Below are 16,083 nucleotides of genomic sequence, written 5' to 3' on the forward strand. Positions count from 1 at the left end.
TTACTTCCAACACCTGTTTACCGAGTTACCAAAACGAAGTCCGAAAGATGATGTGTCGGATCTCATGCCATGGAACGTAGAAATCAGTGAGGTTGAGTAAAGCTTTACTGGTTCATTAAGCGCTTACGCAGAGCCGGAGTTGCTGAAAAAGCAGGCTGACGAATCTATTTCAGGTATGAAAAAGACACAGGTACGGATTTTTACCTGTGTTTTTTTATATTCGCAGTCTGCATCTTACTACCCGCTTAACACTTTTACATTTTCATTGTTCTGTATTTCCGTATTAAGATCTCATTTTTATTAAAATAAACTTTGGTTTTTTATTTTATAAATTTAATTCAATCATCAAATGTAATATTAATATGTTATTTTCTCATTTTTAAATCGTTAATTTATGGTTTATTGCCTTGTTTTTAAATAGATTTAATAACGATATTAAAATGGTGTGATACGTGTCTGTTCCTTCATAAAATTCACCAACTTCTTCATTTTAATCATTTGTTTTCGTATGTAATAAGCCACCATAATCGTGGCAGGTAAATTTATTTTTAAATTGTGTGTCAATACGTTCTTCATTTTTCTGATTTAATACGAGTGAATATAATGACAAATAAAACTTTTGAGTATCAGGAGCCATTCCCGTTATCGGAAGATAAAACAGACTATTATTTGCTGAGCAGGGAGCACGTTTCCACGGCGACATTTGAGGGCCGTGAGATGCTTAAGGTTGAACCTGAAGCGCTGACACTGATTGCCCGGCAGGCCGTGCATGATGCCTCCTATTTCCTCCGTCCAGCACATCAGAAGCAGGTCGCCCAGATTTTAAGCGATCCTGAGGCCAGCGAAAACGACAAATATGTTGCGCTGCAACTGCTGCGTAATGCGGAAATCTCAGCCAAAGGTGTTCTGCCGAACTGCCAGGATACCGGCACCGCGACTATCGTGGCGAAAAAAGGTCAGCAGGTGTGGACCGGCGTCAATGACGCAGAATGCTTATCCCGTAGTATTTACAACACATTCCAGCGCGAAAACCTGCGTTATTCACAGAACGCGGCACTGGATATGTACACGGAAGTGAATACCGGTACCAACTTACCGGCACAGATTGATATTCTGGCGACTGAAGGCGCAGAATATCACTTCCTGTTTATCAACAAAGGCGGCGGTTCTGCCAACAAAACCGCGCTGTATCAGGAAACCAAAGCGATTCTGGAACATGAGCGCCTGAAAGCATTCCTGATCGACAAAATGAAGTATCTCGGCACCACGGCCTGCCCGCCGTACCATATTGCGTTCTGTATCGGCGGTACGTCACCGGAAATGAACCTGAAAACAGTGAAACTGGCCTCCGCCAAATATTATGACAACCTGCCGGATACCGGCAACGAGCTGGGCCGCGCTTTCCGCGACCGTGAGCTTGAGCAGGAACTGCTGGAAGCGACACGTGAATTCGGCTTCGGTGCACAGTTCGGCGGTAAATATTTCGCCCACGATATCCGAGTGATCCGCCTGCCTCGTCACGGCGGCTCCTGTCCGATTGGTCTGGCTCTGTCCTGTTCGTCTGACCGTAATATTAAAGGGAAGATCACCAAAGACGGGATCTGGCTGGAAAAACTGGAATACAATCCGGCAAGTTATATTCCAGAATCCATGCGCAAAGAGAATGAAAGTGACATGGTCAGCATCGACCTGAACCGGCCGATGGCGGAAATTCTGAAAGAGCTGAGCAAATATCCGGTCTCCACCCGTATCTCTCTCAGTGGTCCGCTTATCATTGCCCGTGATATCGCGCACATGAAACTGAAAGAGCGTCTGGACAGCGGACAGGGATTACCGCAGTATTTTAAAGATCATATGGTGTACTATGCAGGTCCGGCGAAAAAACCGGAAGACCTGGTCTCTGGATCTCTCGGCCCGACCACCGGTAACCGGATGGACCCGTATGTGGACTTGTTCCAGTCGCAGGGCGGCAGTATGCTGATGCTGGCAAAAGGTAACCGCAGTCAGGCGGTGACCGATTCCTGTAAAGCACACGGCGGCTTCTATCTGGGCAGCATCGGCGGTTCGGCGGCGATTCTGGCACAGGAATATGTGAAGAGCCTGGATATTCTGGAATACCCTGAACTGGGTATGGAAGCGGTCTGGAAAATGGAAGTGGAAGGGCTCCCGGCCTTTATCCTAGTGGATGATAAAGGGAATAACTTCTTCGAACAGGTTCAGACGAAAAAATGTGATAAATGCATGGCAGGCCAGCCAGCCTGAGACAACACTTTCCCTGAGGAGTTTGCATGAGCGACGAACGTTATCAACAACGGCAACAGAAACTGAAAGAGCATGTCGACGGGCGCGTTGCCGCGGCTCAGAAGACCGGCGGAGTCCTGATGGTCTTCACCGGTAACGGGAAAGGGAAATCCACAGCAGCCTTTGGTACGGCGACCCGCGCCGCCGGGCACGGCATGAAAGTGGGCGTGGTGCAGTTTATCAAGGGCCAGTGGGAATGCGGTGAACGCAACGTGCTGGAAAAGCTGGGGGTTGAGTTCCACATTATGGGCACCGGTTTTACCTGGAATACACAGGATAAAGAAGGTGATACCAAAGCGGCACAGGAAGTGTGGCAGTTCGGTAAAGCAATGTTACAGGATCAGTCTTATGACCTCGTGGTGCTGGATGAACTGACTTACATGGTACGCTATGGCTATATTGATCTGGATGAGATTATCAGTTACCTGAAAAACCGTCCTGAAAACCAGAGCGTAATTATTACCGGCCGGGGATGTCACCGCGATATCACCGATCTGGCAGACACCGTCAGTGAACTGCGCCCGGTTAAACACGCATTTGACAGCGGTATTCAGGCACAGAAAGGTATCGACTGGTAATTCATTTCGTAAATACAATCCTGCAATCACAATCGCTCCATTGATACGGGGCGATTTTATTTGCCGGTAAAGCGGTATTATAGCGGTTTTTCAGAATAGACTGCGGGTGCCGGATAAACCTGTATTGATATTTTCAAAGGGAGGAGATTGTGTCACTCAGAACCTCGGCTGATGTTTAGTCTTAAAGACCAAGCTTATTTTTTAACACTTCATACGGTATTTTACCAGCATGAGCTGAGTGAGGGCGATGACAATTATAAAATGCCTCCCATTCAGCTAATTTTTCGTGTAAATCAACATCATCCCTAGATCATGAATATGCCAATTAAATTTCGATTGGAATTTGTGCCTCTCATAAATTTTAAGTGCTCTGATCCGTGTTGCATCATCAATTGCGTATATTGAAAACGTTTAATTCGTTGTCCATCAGGCGTATTAAAAAATAAAAACTTCACATCAACCTGAACATGGTGCCCTGGCACTTGTTTCTGATAACGTTTAAATAGTGATTTAGAGCGACTTCGTTGATTTTGGGGAAGTTGGTTTAATTTGTTTTTTAGCAATACATAATAGCAGCCAGTGCGTGATATTTTGATGTTATGAAAAAACCGTAGAAGATACCAAGCGATACGTTGGGGGCCAAAATGGTAAGTCGTACGCAGATAAATAACCAGTTCTTCGATGTGTTTTGCAACTCTTCTGGTTGGATTTTCAGGGCAAGGTTTATTATTAATTAATCCTTTCTCACCATCTCGTTCATAAGCTCTTTTCCAAGTATAAAAAGTTTCTCTACTGATCCCAAAATGACGACAAGTTTTAGCAATATTTTTGCTCTCACGGGCATGATTTAAGATTTTTGTTTTATGTGCAATATCTCGTTTAGCTTTAATGTTCATCATATCTGACCTCCGGCTACAATTAGAAAAAACTAATTGTCAACCGAAGTCCAGACTTTCATAGATCAACGCATCATGCATAAAATCAACCGACCAGCTCTGATTCAGTGCCTCCGGCTTTGCCAGTGGTGCCGGATTGCGCACAGGCAGACGTTGTTTGCCTTTACGGCGAAAGTTCAGCTTCAGCAGACAATAGATCCGGTGAACGCGCTTATGATTCCACCCGTTGCCCTGCCTGCGCAGGATCTGAAACAGCTTTTTAAACCCGTAACGGGGATAACGTTCTGCCGCCTCTGTCAGCGCCTGTATCACCGGTTCATCCCGCCGGGTACCGGTTTGTAAAAATACACCGTTCTGCTCAGCGATAAGGCCCGGCAGGCGTGACGGATGCTCATCGAATACCGTTCGATAAGGTAACTGACAAGCTCCCGCTTTACCGCTGTTTTTAAAGCTTTTTTCGATAACATCCTTCAGTGCCCGGCACTCAAGACTCAGATCAGCAAACATCTGTTTTAAACGCCGGTTTTCCTCTTCAAGGTCTTTTAATTTTTTAATATCAGACGCTTCCATTCCGCCGTATTTGGCTTTCCAGTTATAGTAGCTGGCTTCGGATATACCGGCTTCACGGCAGACATCTTTGACTGTCCGTCCGGCTTCGACGGATTTCAGAACGGCGATAATCTGATGTTCAGTAAATCGGGCTTTACGCATAGCGATCTCCTCAGGATACATATCAGTATGGATGAAGATCTCTGAAAGTGAATGGGACTTTTTTCCGGGATACTTACAATAGGGTGGCTATTTCTTTTTTATCTGACATGACTGTCTCCATAAATGAAAAAGCCACCAGTGATTAGCTGATGGCTATTGGTATATTTGACTTAATTCTGTAGACTGATTAAAAACAGATATAGGAGTGCTTCATGCTAGACCCGCTAGATAAAGTTTCTGATATCGTTGCAGACTTCCTGTCGAATTTTAAATGGCGTACAGCAGTAATGATTATCTTTTTAATCATAGTGTTGATTAGTGGCTTCCATAAATTATTTATCCTTAGTTTCTTTTTCATCACTTTAATTTTGTATTCCCCCGAGATTTGGCGATTTATGAGCAAAAAAAGAAAGCTAAATAACCCTGTTGAATAGCTTGGGATTGAAAATGCTGACACCATTAATTGGACTTACTTTAACTATTGTCATTGATATTATTTTAATATATTTGATTTTCTATTGCTTCAAAGGGTGTAGAAGTTTTAACTTTTCAACTCTGCTTATCAGGCTCACCCTAGCAGCTTTTTGTGGTCTAGTTCTGTTATATAGCTCCTCACTTAGTTTGCTATTTTTAGGATCTCTTATTTCATGACGCACCAGCATTCAAAACATATATAAAACTCTATCAATGCTACTCAATGAATAGCATTTGTAGAATTAAATAAAATAACCTATAGCTTATTTATACCTTTCATCACTCGTTTATATTCATTGATGAGTGAATCGGCATACTCATTTGAATGTGCTGTTGTATCATTAACAAGATCAACTAAACGATATATTTTAGCGAGAAGCTCCATATCTTTTTCTGCTCCTCTTTCCGTTAAGATTGGGGTAATTCCAGCGGCTATTTTCAAAGCAAGTGATGATACCTTGTAAGCATCATCATACATAACATCAGCCTTTCTTCTGAAAAGAAATAAATCCTCTAAAACAGACCTTTTAGATGCCATTATTCACCTGTCGTTGTTGTTCAATTTCCCGTATTGCTTTCTTGTCTAAGTTGCACTTGGCTATTGTATTCATCGCGTCTACTAGCAGTTGCGGCATATCTTTCCAATCCATCTGCTCTGGTACATCAGGCTGAGGACAATCAGCGGTTAGTTGTGCTGGTATCGGTGGCGACTGAACGGGAATCAATACCGCTTTTGTACTTTCGCAACTCACTAACAACATCGTCAGGCACAGCAGTATTAGCGCACTCATTGTCTTTGAGCACTGTTTTGATAACAGTCTTAACTTTGACATGTTCTGAGTCCTCTAATTGCTTTGATTTGATGTTGTCGAGTGATACTTGATAGTGAAGAGAGATAGCGGATTGGGTTACTTTGTTGATTGCTTCATATGCTGATAATTGACTTCTCAACTCAGTAACTTGCGAAGTCTGCCAACCAAGAGTGCAAATAAACATAGCAATGCCAGCAACATAGATAGCTGATACTTTCCAGATCACGGCTAGCTCCTCATTATTTTACCTTTACCAGTTTCCATCAGAATAAAATCAAGTACCAATTCACCAGCCAGCTCTTTTAGACTCTGAATTTTGCTTTCATGTTGAGGTTTAACGTCTTTCCATGTATTCAGTCCCTTGCCGAATTTACTTGCAATGGCTTCATCCCGTTTATAATCCGCACAGGCCTCATTAAGTTGCTCCATGACGCTAAGCTTGCGAGGGTTAATAGCTTGCCCTGTAGTCCAATATTGATAAAGTACATCGTCGCACTCTTCTTGATACTGGATCACTTTGTCGCGGATTTCAGGCTTTACCTTATTGGGGTAAATGGTCAGCATCCAAGCCGACAACTTTCTAAGTTGTAAGCAAACCATTGATTGCTCACCACCTTTTGAAGGTATGGTGATTTCCACCATACCTTTACGAAATCTGGACTTAATCTTATTAAGCTGACTTTTCCAGTCCAGCCCCATACCTTCAACAATCGGCTTCATGGGGACATACGGCTCGTTGTTATGCTCAACAACATAAAGCTCATGATCGTAAAATGGAACAGTAATAGTATTTGTCATAGTGTCTACCTATTTAGTAATGAACCCTTGCCGAAATAGGAAATCAGCCCATCGAAGCGACACCAGCTATAGCTGATCCCCTCAAAGGCTCATTACCTAAATATTGGCTCGATGTGATTTGCACTTTCGGTGTGCATAAAACGCAGATATAAAAAGGCCTCACGATTGCGAAGCCTGTCGGTTAAATAATTTGTTTAAGCGGGGATCTCAACATGTGGGCAATCAATAAACTTAGTTTCAATTGGCAGTAATGGGTCATTCTTCCAGTTAATACCAAAGCGCAACTTAATACCCAACTCATCAGCGGCTTGCTTAACTGCTTTCAATAGCGGCTTAAACTCGTCAACCTGCCACTTTGTATTCACGGGGATGATATCTACTGCATGCCCTGTTAAATGACGGCTACTCATCGTTTGTGATTTCTTTTCTACAACCAGTTGCTTTTGTCGCTCTTGAGTTCGCAGACCTTCAATAACAATGAAGTCGACAGGTGTTATTTCCAGAGTGCGGCGAATAACTTTAACTAAATCAGGGTTAACACCCTTGAGATTGCTTTCGCTTCGCTGGCTGAATTTGAAATTATTCATTTTTTGCTCCAAAACGATTTTTAATGATCTGTATAACTGCTTCAAACAGCGCGTATAGCTTCTTGGTGCCGAGAAAACCAATCATAACACCGCAAAATTCAGCCAAGACTGACCATGCTTCGGCATCACCGCTTCGAGAAAGCCACCAATCAATCAGTCTTATTGTTCCTACGCTGAGTAAGCCGCACATAATGGCTTCACCCAATGATTGCTTCCAGTGAGACCCTTCCCTCCGTTCCCGAATATAAGCAATCGCTGTAGCGAAAGAAAAACCACCGAGGAGTGGGAGAATGTTTTGCAGCCAGCGCAGTAGTTGCTCCCACCATTCAATTTTATCTGGCATACGTTTCATACCCACCCCCTTACCGGAGGAATTTAGTTAATAGAAAGCCACCAGCAATAGCAGCTAGGTTTACATTTTATGTAAGGTGATTGATTACTTTGAACTAGATCGCTTGTCCGTAAAGGTTAGCTGAGTTGGGGTTTTTGATTTATCTCCCAAACACGCCTTTAGGCGACCATTTTTATTGTAACTAGCTACCACACCATTAAAGGTCAATGCCACCCCCTTATCTGATATAGTTATGCTCATTATGCTTGTTAAATCCATACCCACCTCCAGAGGAACACTGATGAATAAACAAATATTTATAGACAAATTAGCTGAAACAGACTCCGTGGAATTGATGATTCAATCTATTTTTACTGAAGATGATATCGGGGCTGTGCTACGTATCCATTTGCTCTGTGAACAACTTTCAGAAGCCTGGATCTGTGCTGCATGTGACGCTAATAATTTTTTTGGTGAAGGTAATTACACTATTCGTATGAATTGTAGTGATAAGTTCAAACTGGTTAAGAATTTGGGACTTCCTGAACAGTTATGTTCTTGTCTAAGGATAATTAACAAAATAAGAAATAATGCTGCTCACCAAATCGGAAGGGAATTAATACCTAACGAATCAATAGATAGCTTAATTAAGATATTAAGAGAATATAAAGCCGATAATCCTTCCGACGACCTCTCTATTGATAGCCCGCTGGAAACCTATAATGAAGACGGAACGATCTCAGGCAATTACTCCATACTCGATAAAGGCACCCCAAATCGTATTAAGCTATTTATTTGTTATGTTGTTTTATATAAGAAGATTATATTTTCCATAAATTAAAACATTCCTATCCGGTAAGCGATAGTTCCATCAGCTTTTTTGACTTCTTTCAGGGCATCAGATTCAACATAAGATAGTGATTCACAGCTCATTGCCGCTTGCATGTCAGTGAGCTGTTTTTCTAATGCTGTTACTCGTTCTTCTAGGCTTGGTTTGCTGTTTGTTATTATGACTTTTTCGATAACTGCTGGTTTGATTTTATCTTCCATAACGACCTCTCTTAAATAGAAAAAGGCCACGCAATGCGCAGCCCTTGGAATAATTTTTGGAATATTTTGTGGTTCGAGATGGTGTTGTGGCTGATTGTTATCAGGCTAAGTGTGGGTTCGTGATAGCTGCATATAACACCATCATTATACGTACCCTTGCTTTTTTAATCTAAGCATGTGGTTTTTGTTAATTGTGCCACCTTGATACACAGAGTATAGAAGTCTAATTAAAAAGATTACCGACGCAAGTCTAGTATCACCGGTGCTTTCTGCAATTCCATTCGCACCGAGAGACAAAGTAATGAACACCAGACCAACAACTAACCACAGTATAAAAGCACCCCACATTTTTCTATTAAGATAAACCCAAAATCCGAAGAAAAATGCAGTCCATGAAAAGCCATTTTTAACTGTAACGGTGCTATCGCCTTTAGTAAAGGTTATATATTTAAGATTATCGTTTATTGAATTATCCATAATTCTTTCATCACATAAGTTAAATTTCATTTGCAATGTACAACAAAAACAACTCTATGTACATAACTACACATGTAACTCTGACCAAACGTAACAGCAAGTCTTATGTTTATTTTAGGTATAAAAAAACCCCGCTATTGCGAGGTCTTGAATTGGTTTAATGTGACTAGGTATAGAATGTCCATTATTAGAAGATAATAATCCAGTTTCGGACAAAATGCAAACATACTGTAAATTTAATAATATACCGTACAAAACTCATACTTAGTTACACTTAAGTAATATGTACTATTATTAAAACTAGCTAAACTAATAAATCTGATTTAATCAGCTTATAATATTCAACAATTAAAAAATGGTTTAGAGGTAAACATCATGATTAAAAGGTATATTTTTGCTTGCCTTGTAGCAAGCTCCTTATCCGCCTGTTCTGTGAGTCTAAGTAAAGCCCCTGAGGATTATACTGGTCCTGATGCTGCTAAAATAAGAGCAAAAAATTATCTATCAACCTTAGCACTTGAAGTATACGAAAAATCAGGAGATTGTTATAAAAAAGTTGACAGTAGAAGCTTAGGTCCTGGTTTTAACATTGCTGGAATTAAATCTACATTCAACAAAAGGCTACCTGATATGCTTCCTCCTTCAGAAGAGTTAAAAGATCGTGATGCGCTTGAGTATAGGATAAAGGCTAACCAACGACTAAGAGTAACTCTTACCAAGGAGACATTTAGAAATCAGTCAACGACAGAATATACAACCTATAAATATGATTTTATACCAAAAGAAGGCCATGATTATGACCTGTATCCGCTTAATTCGGGGTATGGTGTAGGAGTGTTCGACCTTACCACGCAAAAAGCGGCACCTGATACTTGGGATGGAGATAAAGAATGTGAATTTGAAAAAAGCTGGTTTACTGGGGGTAAGAATTACAAATAACTCAGCTAGCTATAATTTAAATCATTAGCCAAGCAAAATGTTAAATTTTTTTCTTGCTTGGCTACATTTAACGCTTTTCTATTTAATCACTTTACTAAATGATTGTTCCGCTATGCTTTCTTCAATAAAGCACTTACTTGTTAATTTTTCATAGAACGGCTTCCAATTTCTACGCCATGTTCTTTCGTTAAGGTCTGGCACTAAATGTCTTATTGCATTATATGCCAAAGACGACGGTACACGGTTGAACCCCTTACCAGCACAACGAGGACAATCTTTAAATACAGGAACGCCCTGCTGCTTAGTTTGTGCTTCATCTAATACTTTACCACGCCCTTTACAGCGACAACGGTGTGCCATTTGCCCTTTTCCATTGCAAGAAACACATAACTCATCCACCTTTTCATTTTCAATCCATGGCTCAATAACCACTGTTCCGTCTAGTCTCGTTATACCAGGATGTTTGACTACGTCCTTGCGCTTATAAATAAGACCTTTATCGCATCAATACTCGATGAGTATAAATCCAATGGCCAACATCGTATGGCTCAAGTTATTCGCTCTGTGTTAATTGACGTATTCAAAGAAGCGCAGCATGCCGGTGAAGTTCCACCAGGATATAACCCTGCACTCGCAACTAAACAACCAAAAAGACGAATTACCCGCCAGCGCCTTAATTTAGAAGAATGGCAAAAAATATTTGATGTCGCAGATAAACAACATAAGTACTTAGGCAATGCGATGTTATTAGCTGTCATTACAGGACAACGACTTGGCGATATTTCAGCAATGAAATTTAGTGATATTTGGGATGACCATTTACATGTAACGCAAGAAAAAACAGGAAGTAAACTGGCTATTCCACTGGCGTTAAGATCTGATGCATTAAACATGTCGCTGAGAGATGTTGTTTCTAGATGCCGTGACCGTGTTCTCAGTCCGTATCTGATTCATTATTTTAGAACAACATCTCAAGCAAATAGAGGTGAGCAAGTTACAGCAAATACAATAACAACAAACTTCAAGAAGGCGCGAAATAAAACTGATATTGATTGGGGTGAAGGAACGCCGGCATCATTCCATGAGCAACGATCTTTATCTGAAAGACTGTATCGGGATCAGGGAATTAATACAAAAAATTTACTAGGCCATAAATCGCAAAAAATGACCGATAAATATAATGATGATCGGGGTAAGGATTGGGTGAGAGTTGTTATTTAATCGTCGGAATATAGATAGGTTTTGATAATTCGTTTTGATAACTTTTTGATAACCGTTTCAGAAGTGATAATAAAAAACGGGAACTATTAAGCTCCCGTTATTAATCACACCACGTAATAAATTACATGTGTTTAATGATTGCGTCACCGAATTCGCTACATTTCAATAATTTAGCGCCTTCTAATTGACGTTCGAAGTCATAGGTTACAGTCTTAGCTTCGATTGCGCCTTCCATACCTTTAACGATTAGGTCAGCCGCTTCAGTCCAGCCCATATGGCGTAACATCATTTCAGCAGAAAGAATAATAGAACCTGGGTTTACTTTATCTTGGCCTGCATATTTTGGCGCAGTACCGTGAGTTGCTTCAAATAATGCACACTCAGAACCAATGTTTGCACCTGGGGCGATACCAATACCACCCACTTGTGCAGCTAATGCGTCCGAAATGTAGTCACCATTTAGGTTCATACAAGCAATGACATCGTATTCAGCTGGGCGTAATAGGATTTGTTGTAAGAAAGCATCCGCGATAACATCTTTAACAATGATATCTTTACCATTTTTGGGGTTTTTGATTTTAACCCATGGGCCGCCATCTAATAATTCGCCACCAAATTCTTCTAACGCTAATTGATAACCCCAGTCTTTAAATGCACCTTCAGTGAATTTCATAATGTTACCTTTATGAACTAATGTCACTGAATCACGGCCGTTATCAATTGCATATTCAATCGCAGCACGAACTAAACGTTTTGTCCCTTCTTCTGAACAAGGCTTAATACCGATACCGCAGTCTTGTGGGAAACGGATTTTGGTTACGCCCATTTCATCTTTCAGGAACTTGATCACTTTGTCAGCTTCCGCGCTACCTGCTTTCCACTCAATACCCGCATAGATATCTTCGGAGTTTTCACGGAAGATAACCATATCAGTCAGTTCAGGTTGCTTAACCGGGCTTGGCGTTCCTTTGTAGTAACGAACAGGACGTAAGCAGATATACAGGTCAAGTTGTTGACGCAGTGCAACGTTCAGAGAACGAATACCACCACCAACTGGAGTTGTTAAAGGGCCTTTAATTGAAACACGGTAATCACGGATTAAATCGAGAGTTTCTTCTGGTAACCAAACATCTTTACCATAAACTTGTGTAGATTTTTCACCGGTGTAAATTTCCATCCAAGAAATTTTGCGCTCACCGTTGTAGGCTTTTTTAACTGCAGCATCGACCACTTTTAACATTGCTGGAGTGACATCAACACCAATACCGTCACCTTCGATATAAGGGATAATAGGGTTGTTCGGAACGTTCAGTTTGCCTTTTGCATCAATGGTAATTTTAGCGCCTTCTGCCGGAACTACTACTTTGCTTTCCATTAACCTCTCCTTTCACTTGCGTATTTTGCTTGTTAATTTTTTGTAAGAGACGTGTCAATACTACTTCAATCTGCGCCGAACGCCAATGATTAGTCATCTAAGCTTCAATGCCGATCGCATTTAACGTGCTACTCTATCCTAAGAATTGAGGGAATACTTATTTATAACTACTTTTAAATCAATAAATTGATTTAAGCACTCCACTATCTGTAGGTAAATTAACAATCATAAAGAGCTACCAAGGGTCTCATTTAATTAATTATATTATTCTGACTGACATTTTTAATGTCACATTAATACTAACAAGTATTGCCTAATAGAAAAACGCGCCTGCTCACACAACCAAGAACAAAATTATATCATATGTACTTATTTTTAAATGAAAAATTGAACTTATTGATTTAAATGTTTTTAAAGTTGTTAATTGATTATTACATTGTTATCAATAAATATAGCCTAGGATCTAAGGACCAAATCACCTAAACTAAGCGTTATTTAAATATTAATTAAATCAATATAAACAATTATTATTGAAATACTATGAATAAGCCAAATACCAAATCAGCCACAAAAAAAAATAGTCACGCCCAGCGCCCTGCTGATTTTAGGCATAAAACTAAACGTGTCTTAGGCGGCTCAGTAAAACGCCAAACACCACGTAAAGTCATCTTATTCAATAAACCGTTCGATGTTCTTCCTCAATTTACGGATGAACAAGGACGTGACACCTTAAAAAACTATATCCCTATTACAGATATTTATGCTGCTGGACGTTTAGATAGGGACAGTGAAGGCTTATTAATTTTAACCAATGATGGGAAACTGCAAGCACGTTTAACTCAGCCTCAGAAAAAAACGGGGAAAATCTACTATGCTCAAGTAGAAGGTGTACCCGATGAAGCTGCACTAGTAAAATTTCGCACTGGGCTTACCTTAAATGATGGGCCAACACTGCCCGCTGGGGCTGAATTGGTGAGTGAGCCAGAGTGGATATGGCCTCGCAACCCGCCAATTCGCGAGCGAAAAAATATTCCCACAAGTTGGCTGAAAATTACCTTATATGAAGGACGCAATCGACAAGTTCGTCGAATGACGGCAAATATTGGTTTCCCTACCTTGCGCCTTATCCGTTATCAGATGGGCGAGTTTAGTTTAGGAAATCTTTCAGTTGGTGAATGGAAGGAGGTAAATGTTGTTTAAACCTAATGTAACTGTGGCTACCATTGTACATGCCAAAGATAAATTTTTAGTTGTCGAAGAGTGGATTAACAATAAACCGACATGGAACCAACCTGCGGGGCATTTAGAAGCCAATGAAACCATTTTGCAAGCCGCAGAACGTGAACTTTTAGAGGAAACAGGTATTTGCGCCACGCCCACCCAGTTAATCAAAGTTCATCAATGGATTGCCCCGGATAACACTCAATTTATCCGTTTTTTGTTTGCAGTTGAACTGGATACGCCTTGTGAAACCTACCCGCAAGATAGTGATATTACCCGTTGCCATTGGCTCAGTGCTCAAGAAATACTCGAAAGCCAATGCCTACGCTCTCCATTAGTTGCACAAAGCCTACGCTGCTTTCAAACAGGAAAACATTACCCGCTAGATATACTTGCAGCATATGGCGATCACTACCGCTGATCATCCCCCTGCCTTGCTTGGTGAAATTATCACCAAGCAATAATATTCCCCTCTAGCTCTGGTGCAATAAGGGAACAACATGCTAAAGTATGGGGCTTGATTTTTCCGCATTGAGACTATTTCCATGTCAAATAACAGTACCATGTCAGATAACAGCCAAAAAAAAGTCATCGTCGGTATGTCCGGTGGTGTTGACTCCTCCGTATCCGCATACTTACTGCAACAGCAGGGGTATCAGGTTGCTGGGCTGTTTATGAAGAACTGGGAAGAAGATGACGATACGGAATATTGCTCTGCCGCGACTGATCTCGCTGACGCACAAGCCGTTTGTGATAAATTAGGCATTGAACTACATACCATTAACTTTGCTGCGGAATATTGGGACAATGTTTTCGAGCACTTCCTAACAGAATACAAAGCAGGCCGTACACCAAATCCTGATATTCTGTGTAACAAAGAAATCAAATTCAAAGCATTTCTAGAGTTTGCGGCTGAAGATTTAGGGGCAGATTACATCGCAACAGGTCACTATGTACGTCGCCGTGATATTGACGGGAAAAGTCAGTTATTGCGTGGTTTAGATGGCAATAAAGATCAAAGCTACTTTTTATATACATTAAGCCACGAACAAGTCGCTAAAAGCCTTTTTCCTGTCGGTGAGCTGGAAAAACCAGAAGTTCGTCGCATCGCAGAGGAAATAGGCCTGATCACTGCGAAGAAAAAAGACTCAACGGGTATTTGCTTTATTGGCGAACGCAAATTTCGCGATTTCTTAGGCCGTTATTTACCGGCTCAACCCGGCCCAATCGTCACAGTCGATGGTGAAACCATAGGTCAACACGAAGGGTTAATGTATCACACTCTGGGACAACGCAAAGGTTTAGGTATCGGAGGCACAAAGGAAGGTTCAGAAGAACCTTGGTATGTCGTTGATAAAGATGTTGAAAATAATATTTTAATTGTTGCACAGGGTCATGAACATCCTCGCTTAATGTCTGTTGGGCTCATTGCACAACAATTGCATTGGGTGGATAGACAAACGCTCACTCAGCCACTACGTTGCGTAGTCAAAACGCGTTATCGTCAAGCGGATATCCCTTGTACTATTACACCATTGAGCGAAGACCGTATTGAAGTTGCTTTCGATTACCCAGTTGCGGCTGTCACGCCAGGACAATCAGCGGTATTCTATATTAACGAAGTCTGCCTCGGTGGCGGCATCATTGAAGCCCGTATTCAGGAGTAAATGTGGCTAAAAATTACTACGATATCACGCTAGCGCTCGCGGGTATCTGCCAAGCAAGCGCTATGGTTCAAAAGTTGGCACACGAAGGCCATTGCCAAGAGCAAGATATTGAAACAATGGTCAATAGCCTAACTAACATGAACCCAAAATCAACATTAGATGTGTTTGGCAATGATACGGCTAATTTAAAAACCGGTTTAGGCGCAATGTTGGGGATGCTAACGGGCGGTAACAGTGGCTTATCCGCTGAAATGACTCGTTATATGCTAAGTATTATGGCGCTTGAACGTCGTTTAAATAAAAATCAAGAAGCTATGAACCAGTTAGGCCAACGAATTGAGCAGTTTGAACGACAAGCCAGTTATTTTGAGCCTTTTTCTGAAGGGGTTTTTAATGCCCTTGCTGGTATTTATGTGGACGTTGTAAGCCCCGCTGGCCCAAGAATTCAAGTCACCGGCTCCCCTGACATCCTGAAAAACACCTTAGTTCAAGCCAAAGTGAGAGCCACTTTACTAGCCGGTATTCGCAGTGCGGTGCTTTGGCAACAAGTTGGTGGAAGTCGCACACAATTGATGTTTTCTCGAAATCGTCTGGCTAATCAGGCGAAAGAAATTTTGTCTCACCTTTAAATCTGGAGTTGCTACC

At 41.2% G+C, this 16,083-nt stretch carries 18 protein-coding genes and 3 pseudogenes; 10 read left to right on the top strand and 11 right to left on the bottom strand.

Annotated features, from left to right (window positions below; genetic code table 11):
- Positions 1 to 603 precede the first annotated feature (603 nt).
- Both ACLPIE_RS18975 and cobO read left to right on the top strand, forming a co-directional pair.
- Positions 604 to 2,262, top strand: a complete 1,659-nt coding sequence (locus tag ACLPIE_RS18975; protein WP_430263275.1) for a fumarate hydratase — start codon at positions 604 to 606, stop codon at positions 2,260 to 2,262.
- Between the two features lie 26 nt (positions 2,263 to 2,288).
- Positions 2,289 to 2,879: a cob(I)yrinic acid a,c-diamide adenosyltransferase gene (cobO, locus tag ACLPIE_RS18980; protein ID WP_430263276.1), complete on the top strand. Its 591-nt coding sequence runs from the start codon at positions 2,289 to 2,291 to the stop codon at positions 2,877 to 2,879.
- Between the two features lie 181 nt (positions 2,880 to 3,060).
- On the opposite strand, the pseudogene ACLPIE_RS18985 reads toward cobO, so the two are convergent.
- Positions 3,061 to 3,778, bottom strand: a pseudogene (locus ACLPIE_RS18985) (helix-turn-helix domain-containing protein).
- Positions 3,779 to 3,841: 63 nt separating this feature from the next.
- Positions 3,842 to 4,486, bottom strand: a pseudogene (locus ACLPIE_RS18990) (transposase); the annotation flags it as partial.
- A gap of 212 nt (positions 4,487 to 4,698) precedes the next feature.
- Between ACLPIE_RS18990 and ACLPIE_RS18995 the strand changes: the two are divergent.
- Positions 4,699 to 4,920: a hypothetical protein gene (locus tag ACLPIE_RS18995; RefSeq protein ID WP_430263277.1), complete on the top strand. Its 222-nt coding sequence runs from the start codon at positions 4,699 to 4,701 to the stop codon at positions 4,918 to 4,920.
- A 296-nt stretch (positions 4,921 to 5,216) separates the two neighbouring features.
- Here the strand turns inward: ACLPIE_RS18995 and ACLPIE_RS19000 are convergent, their stop codons facing one another.
- From ACLPIE_RS19000 to ACLPIE_RS19020, 5 genes are all read right to left on the bottom strand, one after another.
- On the bottom strand, positions 5,217 to 5,498 hold the full coding sequence (locus ACLPIE_RS19000; RefSeq protein ID WP_430263278.1) for a hypothetical protein: 282 nt from the start codon (positions 5,496 to 5,498) through the stop codon (positions 5,217 to 5,219).
- A complete protein-coding gene (gene lysC / locus ACLPIE_RS19005; protein ID WP_430263279.1) occupies positions 5,488 to 5,793 on the bottom strand; it encodes an Rz1-like lysis system protein LysC in 306 nt (101 codons plus the stop codon). The genes ACLPIE_RS19000 and lysC overlap by 11 nt, the downstream gene beginning before the upstream one ends.
- A gap of 207 nt (positions 5,794 to 6,000) precedes the next feature.
- Positions 6,001 to 6,570 carry a phage antirepressor N-terminal domain-containing protein gene (locus tag ACLPIE_RS19010; protein ID WP_430263281.1) on the bottom strand — a complete coding sequence of 190 codons (570 nt, stop codon included), beginning with the start codon at positions 6,568 to 6,570 and terminating at the stop codon, positions 6,001 to 6,003.
- A 194-nt stretch (positions 6,571 to 6,764) separates the two neighbouring features.
- A complete protein-coding gene (locus tag ACLPIE_RS19015) occupies positions 6,765 to 7,157 on the bottom strand; it encodes a M15 family metallopeptidase (RefSeq protein ID WP_430263282.1) in 393 nt (130 codons plus the stop codon).
- The gene (locus tag ACLPIE_RS19020; protein WP_430263283.1) at positions 7,150 to 7,509 is read right to left on the bottom strand and encodes a phage holin family protein; all 360 of its coding nucleotides are present in this window, start codon (positions 7,507 to 7,509) and stop codon (positions 7,150 to 7,152) included. The genes ACLPIE_RS19015 and ACLPIE_RS19020 overlap by 8 nt, the downstream gene beginning before the upstream one ends.
- A 280-nt stretch (positions 7,510 to 7,789) precedes the next feature.
- On the opposite strand from ACLPIE_RS19020, the gene ACLPIE_RS19025 reads away from it, so the two are divergent.
- Positions 7,790 to 8,329, top strand: a complete 540-nt coding sequence (locus tag ACLPIE_RS19025; RefSeq protein ID WP_430263284.1) for a hypothetical protein — start codon at positions 7,790 to 7,792, stop codon at positions 8,327 to 8,329.
- Here the strand turns inward: ACLPIE_RS19025 and ACLPIE_RS19030 are convergent.
- Both ACLPIE_RS19030 and ACLPIE_RS19035 read right to left on the bottom strand, forming a co-directional pair.
- A complete protein-coding gene (locus ACLPIE_RS19030) occupies positions 8,326 to 8,538 on the bottom strand; it encodes a hypothetical protein (protein WP_430263286.1) in 213 nt (70 codons plus the stop codon). The two genes, ACLPIE_RS19025 and ACLPIE_RS19030, sit on opposite strands and share 4 nt — an antisense overlap.
- Positions 8,539 to 8,682: 144 nt before the next feature.
- Positions 8,683 to 9,045: a DUF2628 domain-containing protein gene (locus ACLPIE_RS19035; RefSeq protein WP_430263287.1), complete on the bottom strand. Its 363-nt coding sequence runs from the start codon at positions 9,043 to 9,045 to the stop codon at positions 8,683 to 8,685.
- Between the two features lie 345 nt (positions 9,046 to 9,390).
- Here ACLPIE_RS19035 and ACLPIE_RS19040 point away from each other — a divergent pair, with 345 nt between their 5' ends.
- A complete protein-coding gene (locus tag ACLPIE_RS19040) occupies positions 9,391 to 9,954 on the top strand; it encodes a hypothetical protein (protein WP_430263288.1) in 564 nt (187 codons plus the stop codon).
- A 78-nt stretch (positions 9,955 to 10,032) separates the two neighbouring features.
- Here ACLPIE_RS19040 and ACLPIE_RS19045 read toward each other — a convergent pair whose 3' ends face one another.
- Positions 10,033 to 10,386, bottom strand: coding sequence for an antitermination protein Q (locus ACLPIE_RS19045; protein ID WP_430263290.1), 354 nt, complete (start codon positions 10,384 to 10,386; stop codon positions 10,033 to 10,035).
- A 66-nt stretch (positions 10,387 to 10,452) separates the two neighbouring features.
- Here ACLPIE_RS19045 and ACLPIE_RS19050 point away from each other — a divergent pair.
- Positions 10,453 to 11,175, top strand: a pseudogene (locus ACLPIE_RS19050) (tyrosine-type recombinase/integrase); the annotation flags it as partial.
- Positions 11,176 to 11,296: 121 nt separating this feature from the next.
- On the opposite strand, the gene icd reads toward ACLPIE_RS19050, so the two are convergent.
- Complete coding sequence (gene icd / locus ACLPIE_RS19055) at positions 11,297 to 12,550, bottom strand: NADP-dependent isocitrate dehydrogenase (protein WP_430263291.1); 1,254 nt, start codon at positions 12,548 to 12,550, stop codon at positions 11,297 to 11,299.
- Positions 12,551 to 13,090: 540 nt separating this feature from the next.
- On the opposite strand from icd, the gene rluE reads away from it, so the two are divergent.
- The 4 genes from rluE (at position 13,091) to hflD (ending at position 16,067) form a co-directional block, all read left to right on the top strand.
- Complete coding sequence (gene rluE, locus ACLPIE_RS19060) at positions 13,091 to 13,750, top strand: 23S rRNA pseudouridine(2457) synthase RluE (protein WP_430263292.1); 660 nt, start codon at positions 13,091 to 13,093, stop codon at positions 13,748 to 13,750.
- Positions 13,743 to 14,192, top strand: coding sequence for an NUDIX hydrolase (locus ACLPIE_RS19065; RefSeq protein ID WP_430263334.1), 450 nt, complete (start codon positions 13,743 to 13,745; stop codon positions 14,190 to 14,192). The genes rluE and ACLPIE_RS19065 overlap by 8 nt, the downstream gene beginning before the upstream one ends.
- A gap of 142 nt (positions 14,193 to 14,334) precedes the next feature.
- The gene (gene mnmA, locus ACLPIE_RS19070) at positions 14,335 to 15,438 is read left to right on the top strand and encodes a tRNA 2-thiouridine(34) synthase MnmA (protein ID WP_430263335.1); all 1,104 of its coding nucleotides are present in this window, start codon (positions 14,335 to 14,337) and stop codon (positions 15,436 to 15,438) included.
- 2 nt (positions 15,439 to 15,440) lie between these two features.
- Positions 15,441 to 16,067 (top strand): high frequency lysogenization protein HflD, encoded by a 627-nt coding sequence (hflD, locus tag ACLPIE_RS19075; protein WP_430263294.1) that lies wholly within the window; start codon positions 15,441 to 15,443, stop codon positions 16,065 to 16,067.
- The last annotated feature ends 16 nt before the right edge of the window (positions 16,068 to 16,083 follow it).

Source organism: Providencia sp. Me31A, from assembly GCF_050487165.1.
In the GTDB taxonomy this organism is placed as follows: domain Bacteria; phylum Pseudomonadota; class Gammaproteobacteria; order Enterobacterales; family Enterobacteriaceae; genus Providencia.

What these genes read in the sequence shown, in the direction of transcription:
- ACLPIE_RS18975 (WP_430263275.1), top strand. Translation starts at nt 604, where the DNA reads ATGACAAATAAAACTTTTGAGTATCAGGAGCCATTCCCGTTATCGGAA.
- cobO (WP_430263276.1), top strand. Translation starts at nt 2,289, where the DNA reads ATGAGCGACGAACGTTATCAACAACGGCAACAGAAACTGAAAGAGCAT.
- ACLPIE_RS18995 (WP_430263277.1), top strand. Translation starts at nt 4,699, where the DNA reads ATGCTAGACCCGCTAGATAAAGTTTCTGATATCGTTGCAGACTTCCTG.
- ACLPIE_RS19000 (WP_430263278.1), bottom strand. Translation starts at nt 5,498, where the DNA reads ATGGCATCTAAAAGGTCTGTTTTAGAGGATTTATTTCTTTTCAGAAGA.
- lysC (WP_430263279.1), bottom strand. Translation starts at nt 5,793, where the DNA reads ATGTCAAAGTTAAGACTGTTATCAAAACAGTGCTCAAAGACAATGAGT.
- ACLPIE_RS19010 (WP_430263281.1), bottom strand. Translation starts at nt 6,570, where the DNA reads ATGACAAATACTATTACTGTTCCATTTTACGATCATGAGCTTTATGTT.
- ACLPIE_RS19015 (WP_430263282.1), bottom strand. Translation starts at nt 7,157, where the DNA reads ATGAATAATTTCAAATTCAGCCAGCGAAGCGAAAGCAATCTCAAGGGT.
- ACLPIE_RS19020 (WP_430263283.1), bottom strand. Translation starts at nt 7,509, where the DNA reads ATGAAACGTATGCCAGATAAAATTGAATGGTGGGAGCAACTACTGCGC.
- ACLPIE_RS19025 (WP_430263284.1), top strand. Translation starts at nt 7,790, where the DNA reads ATGAATAAACAAATATTTATAGACAAATTAGCTGAAACAGACTCCGTG.
- ACLPIE_RS19030 (WP_430263286.1), bottom strand. Translation starts at nt 8,538, where the DNA reads ATGGAAGATAAAATCAAACCAGCAGTTATCGAAAAAGTCATAATAACA.
- ACLPIE_RS19035 (WP_430263287.1), bottom strand. Translation starts at nt 9,045, where the DNA reads ATGAAATTTAACTTATGTGATGAAAGAATTATGGATAATTCAATAAAC.
- ACLPIE_RS19040 (WP_430263288.1), top strand. Translation starts at nt 9,391, where the DNA reads ATGATTAAAAGGTATATTTTTGCTTGCCTTGTAGCAAGCTCCTTATCC.
- icd (WP_430263291.1), bottom strand. Translation starts at nt 12,550, where the DNA reads ATGGAAAGCAAAGTAGTAGTTCCGGCAGAAGGCGCTAAAATTACCATT.
- rluE (WP_430263292.1), top strand. Translation starts at nt 13,091, where the DNA reads ATGAATAAGCCAAATACCAAATCAGCCACAAAAAAAAATAGTCACGCC.
- mnmA (WP_430263335.1), top strand. Translation starts at nt 14,335, where the DNA reads ATGTCAGATAACAGCCAAAAAAAAGTCATCGTCGGTATGTCCGGTGGT.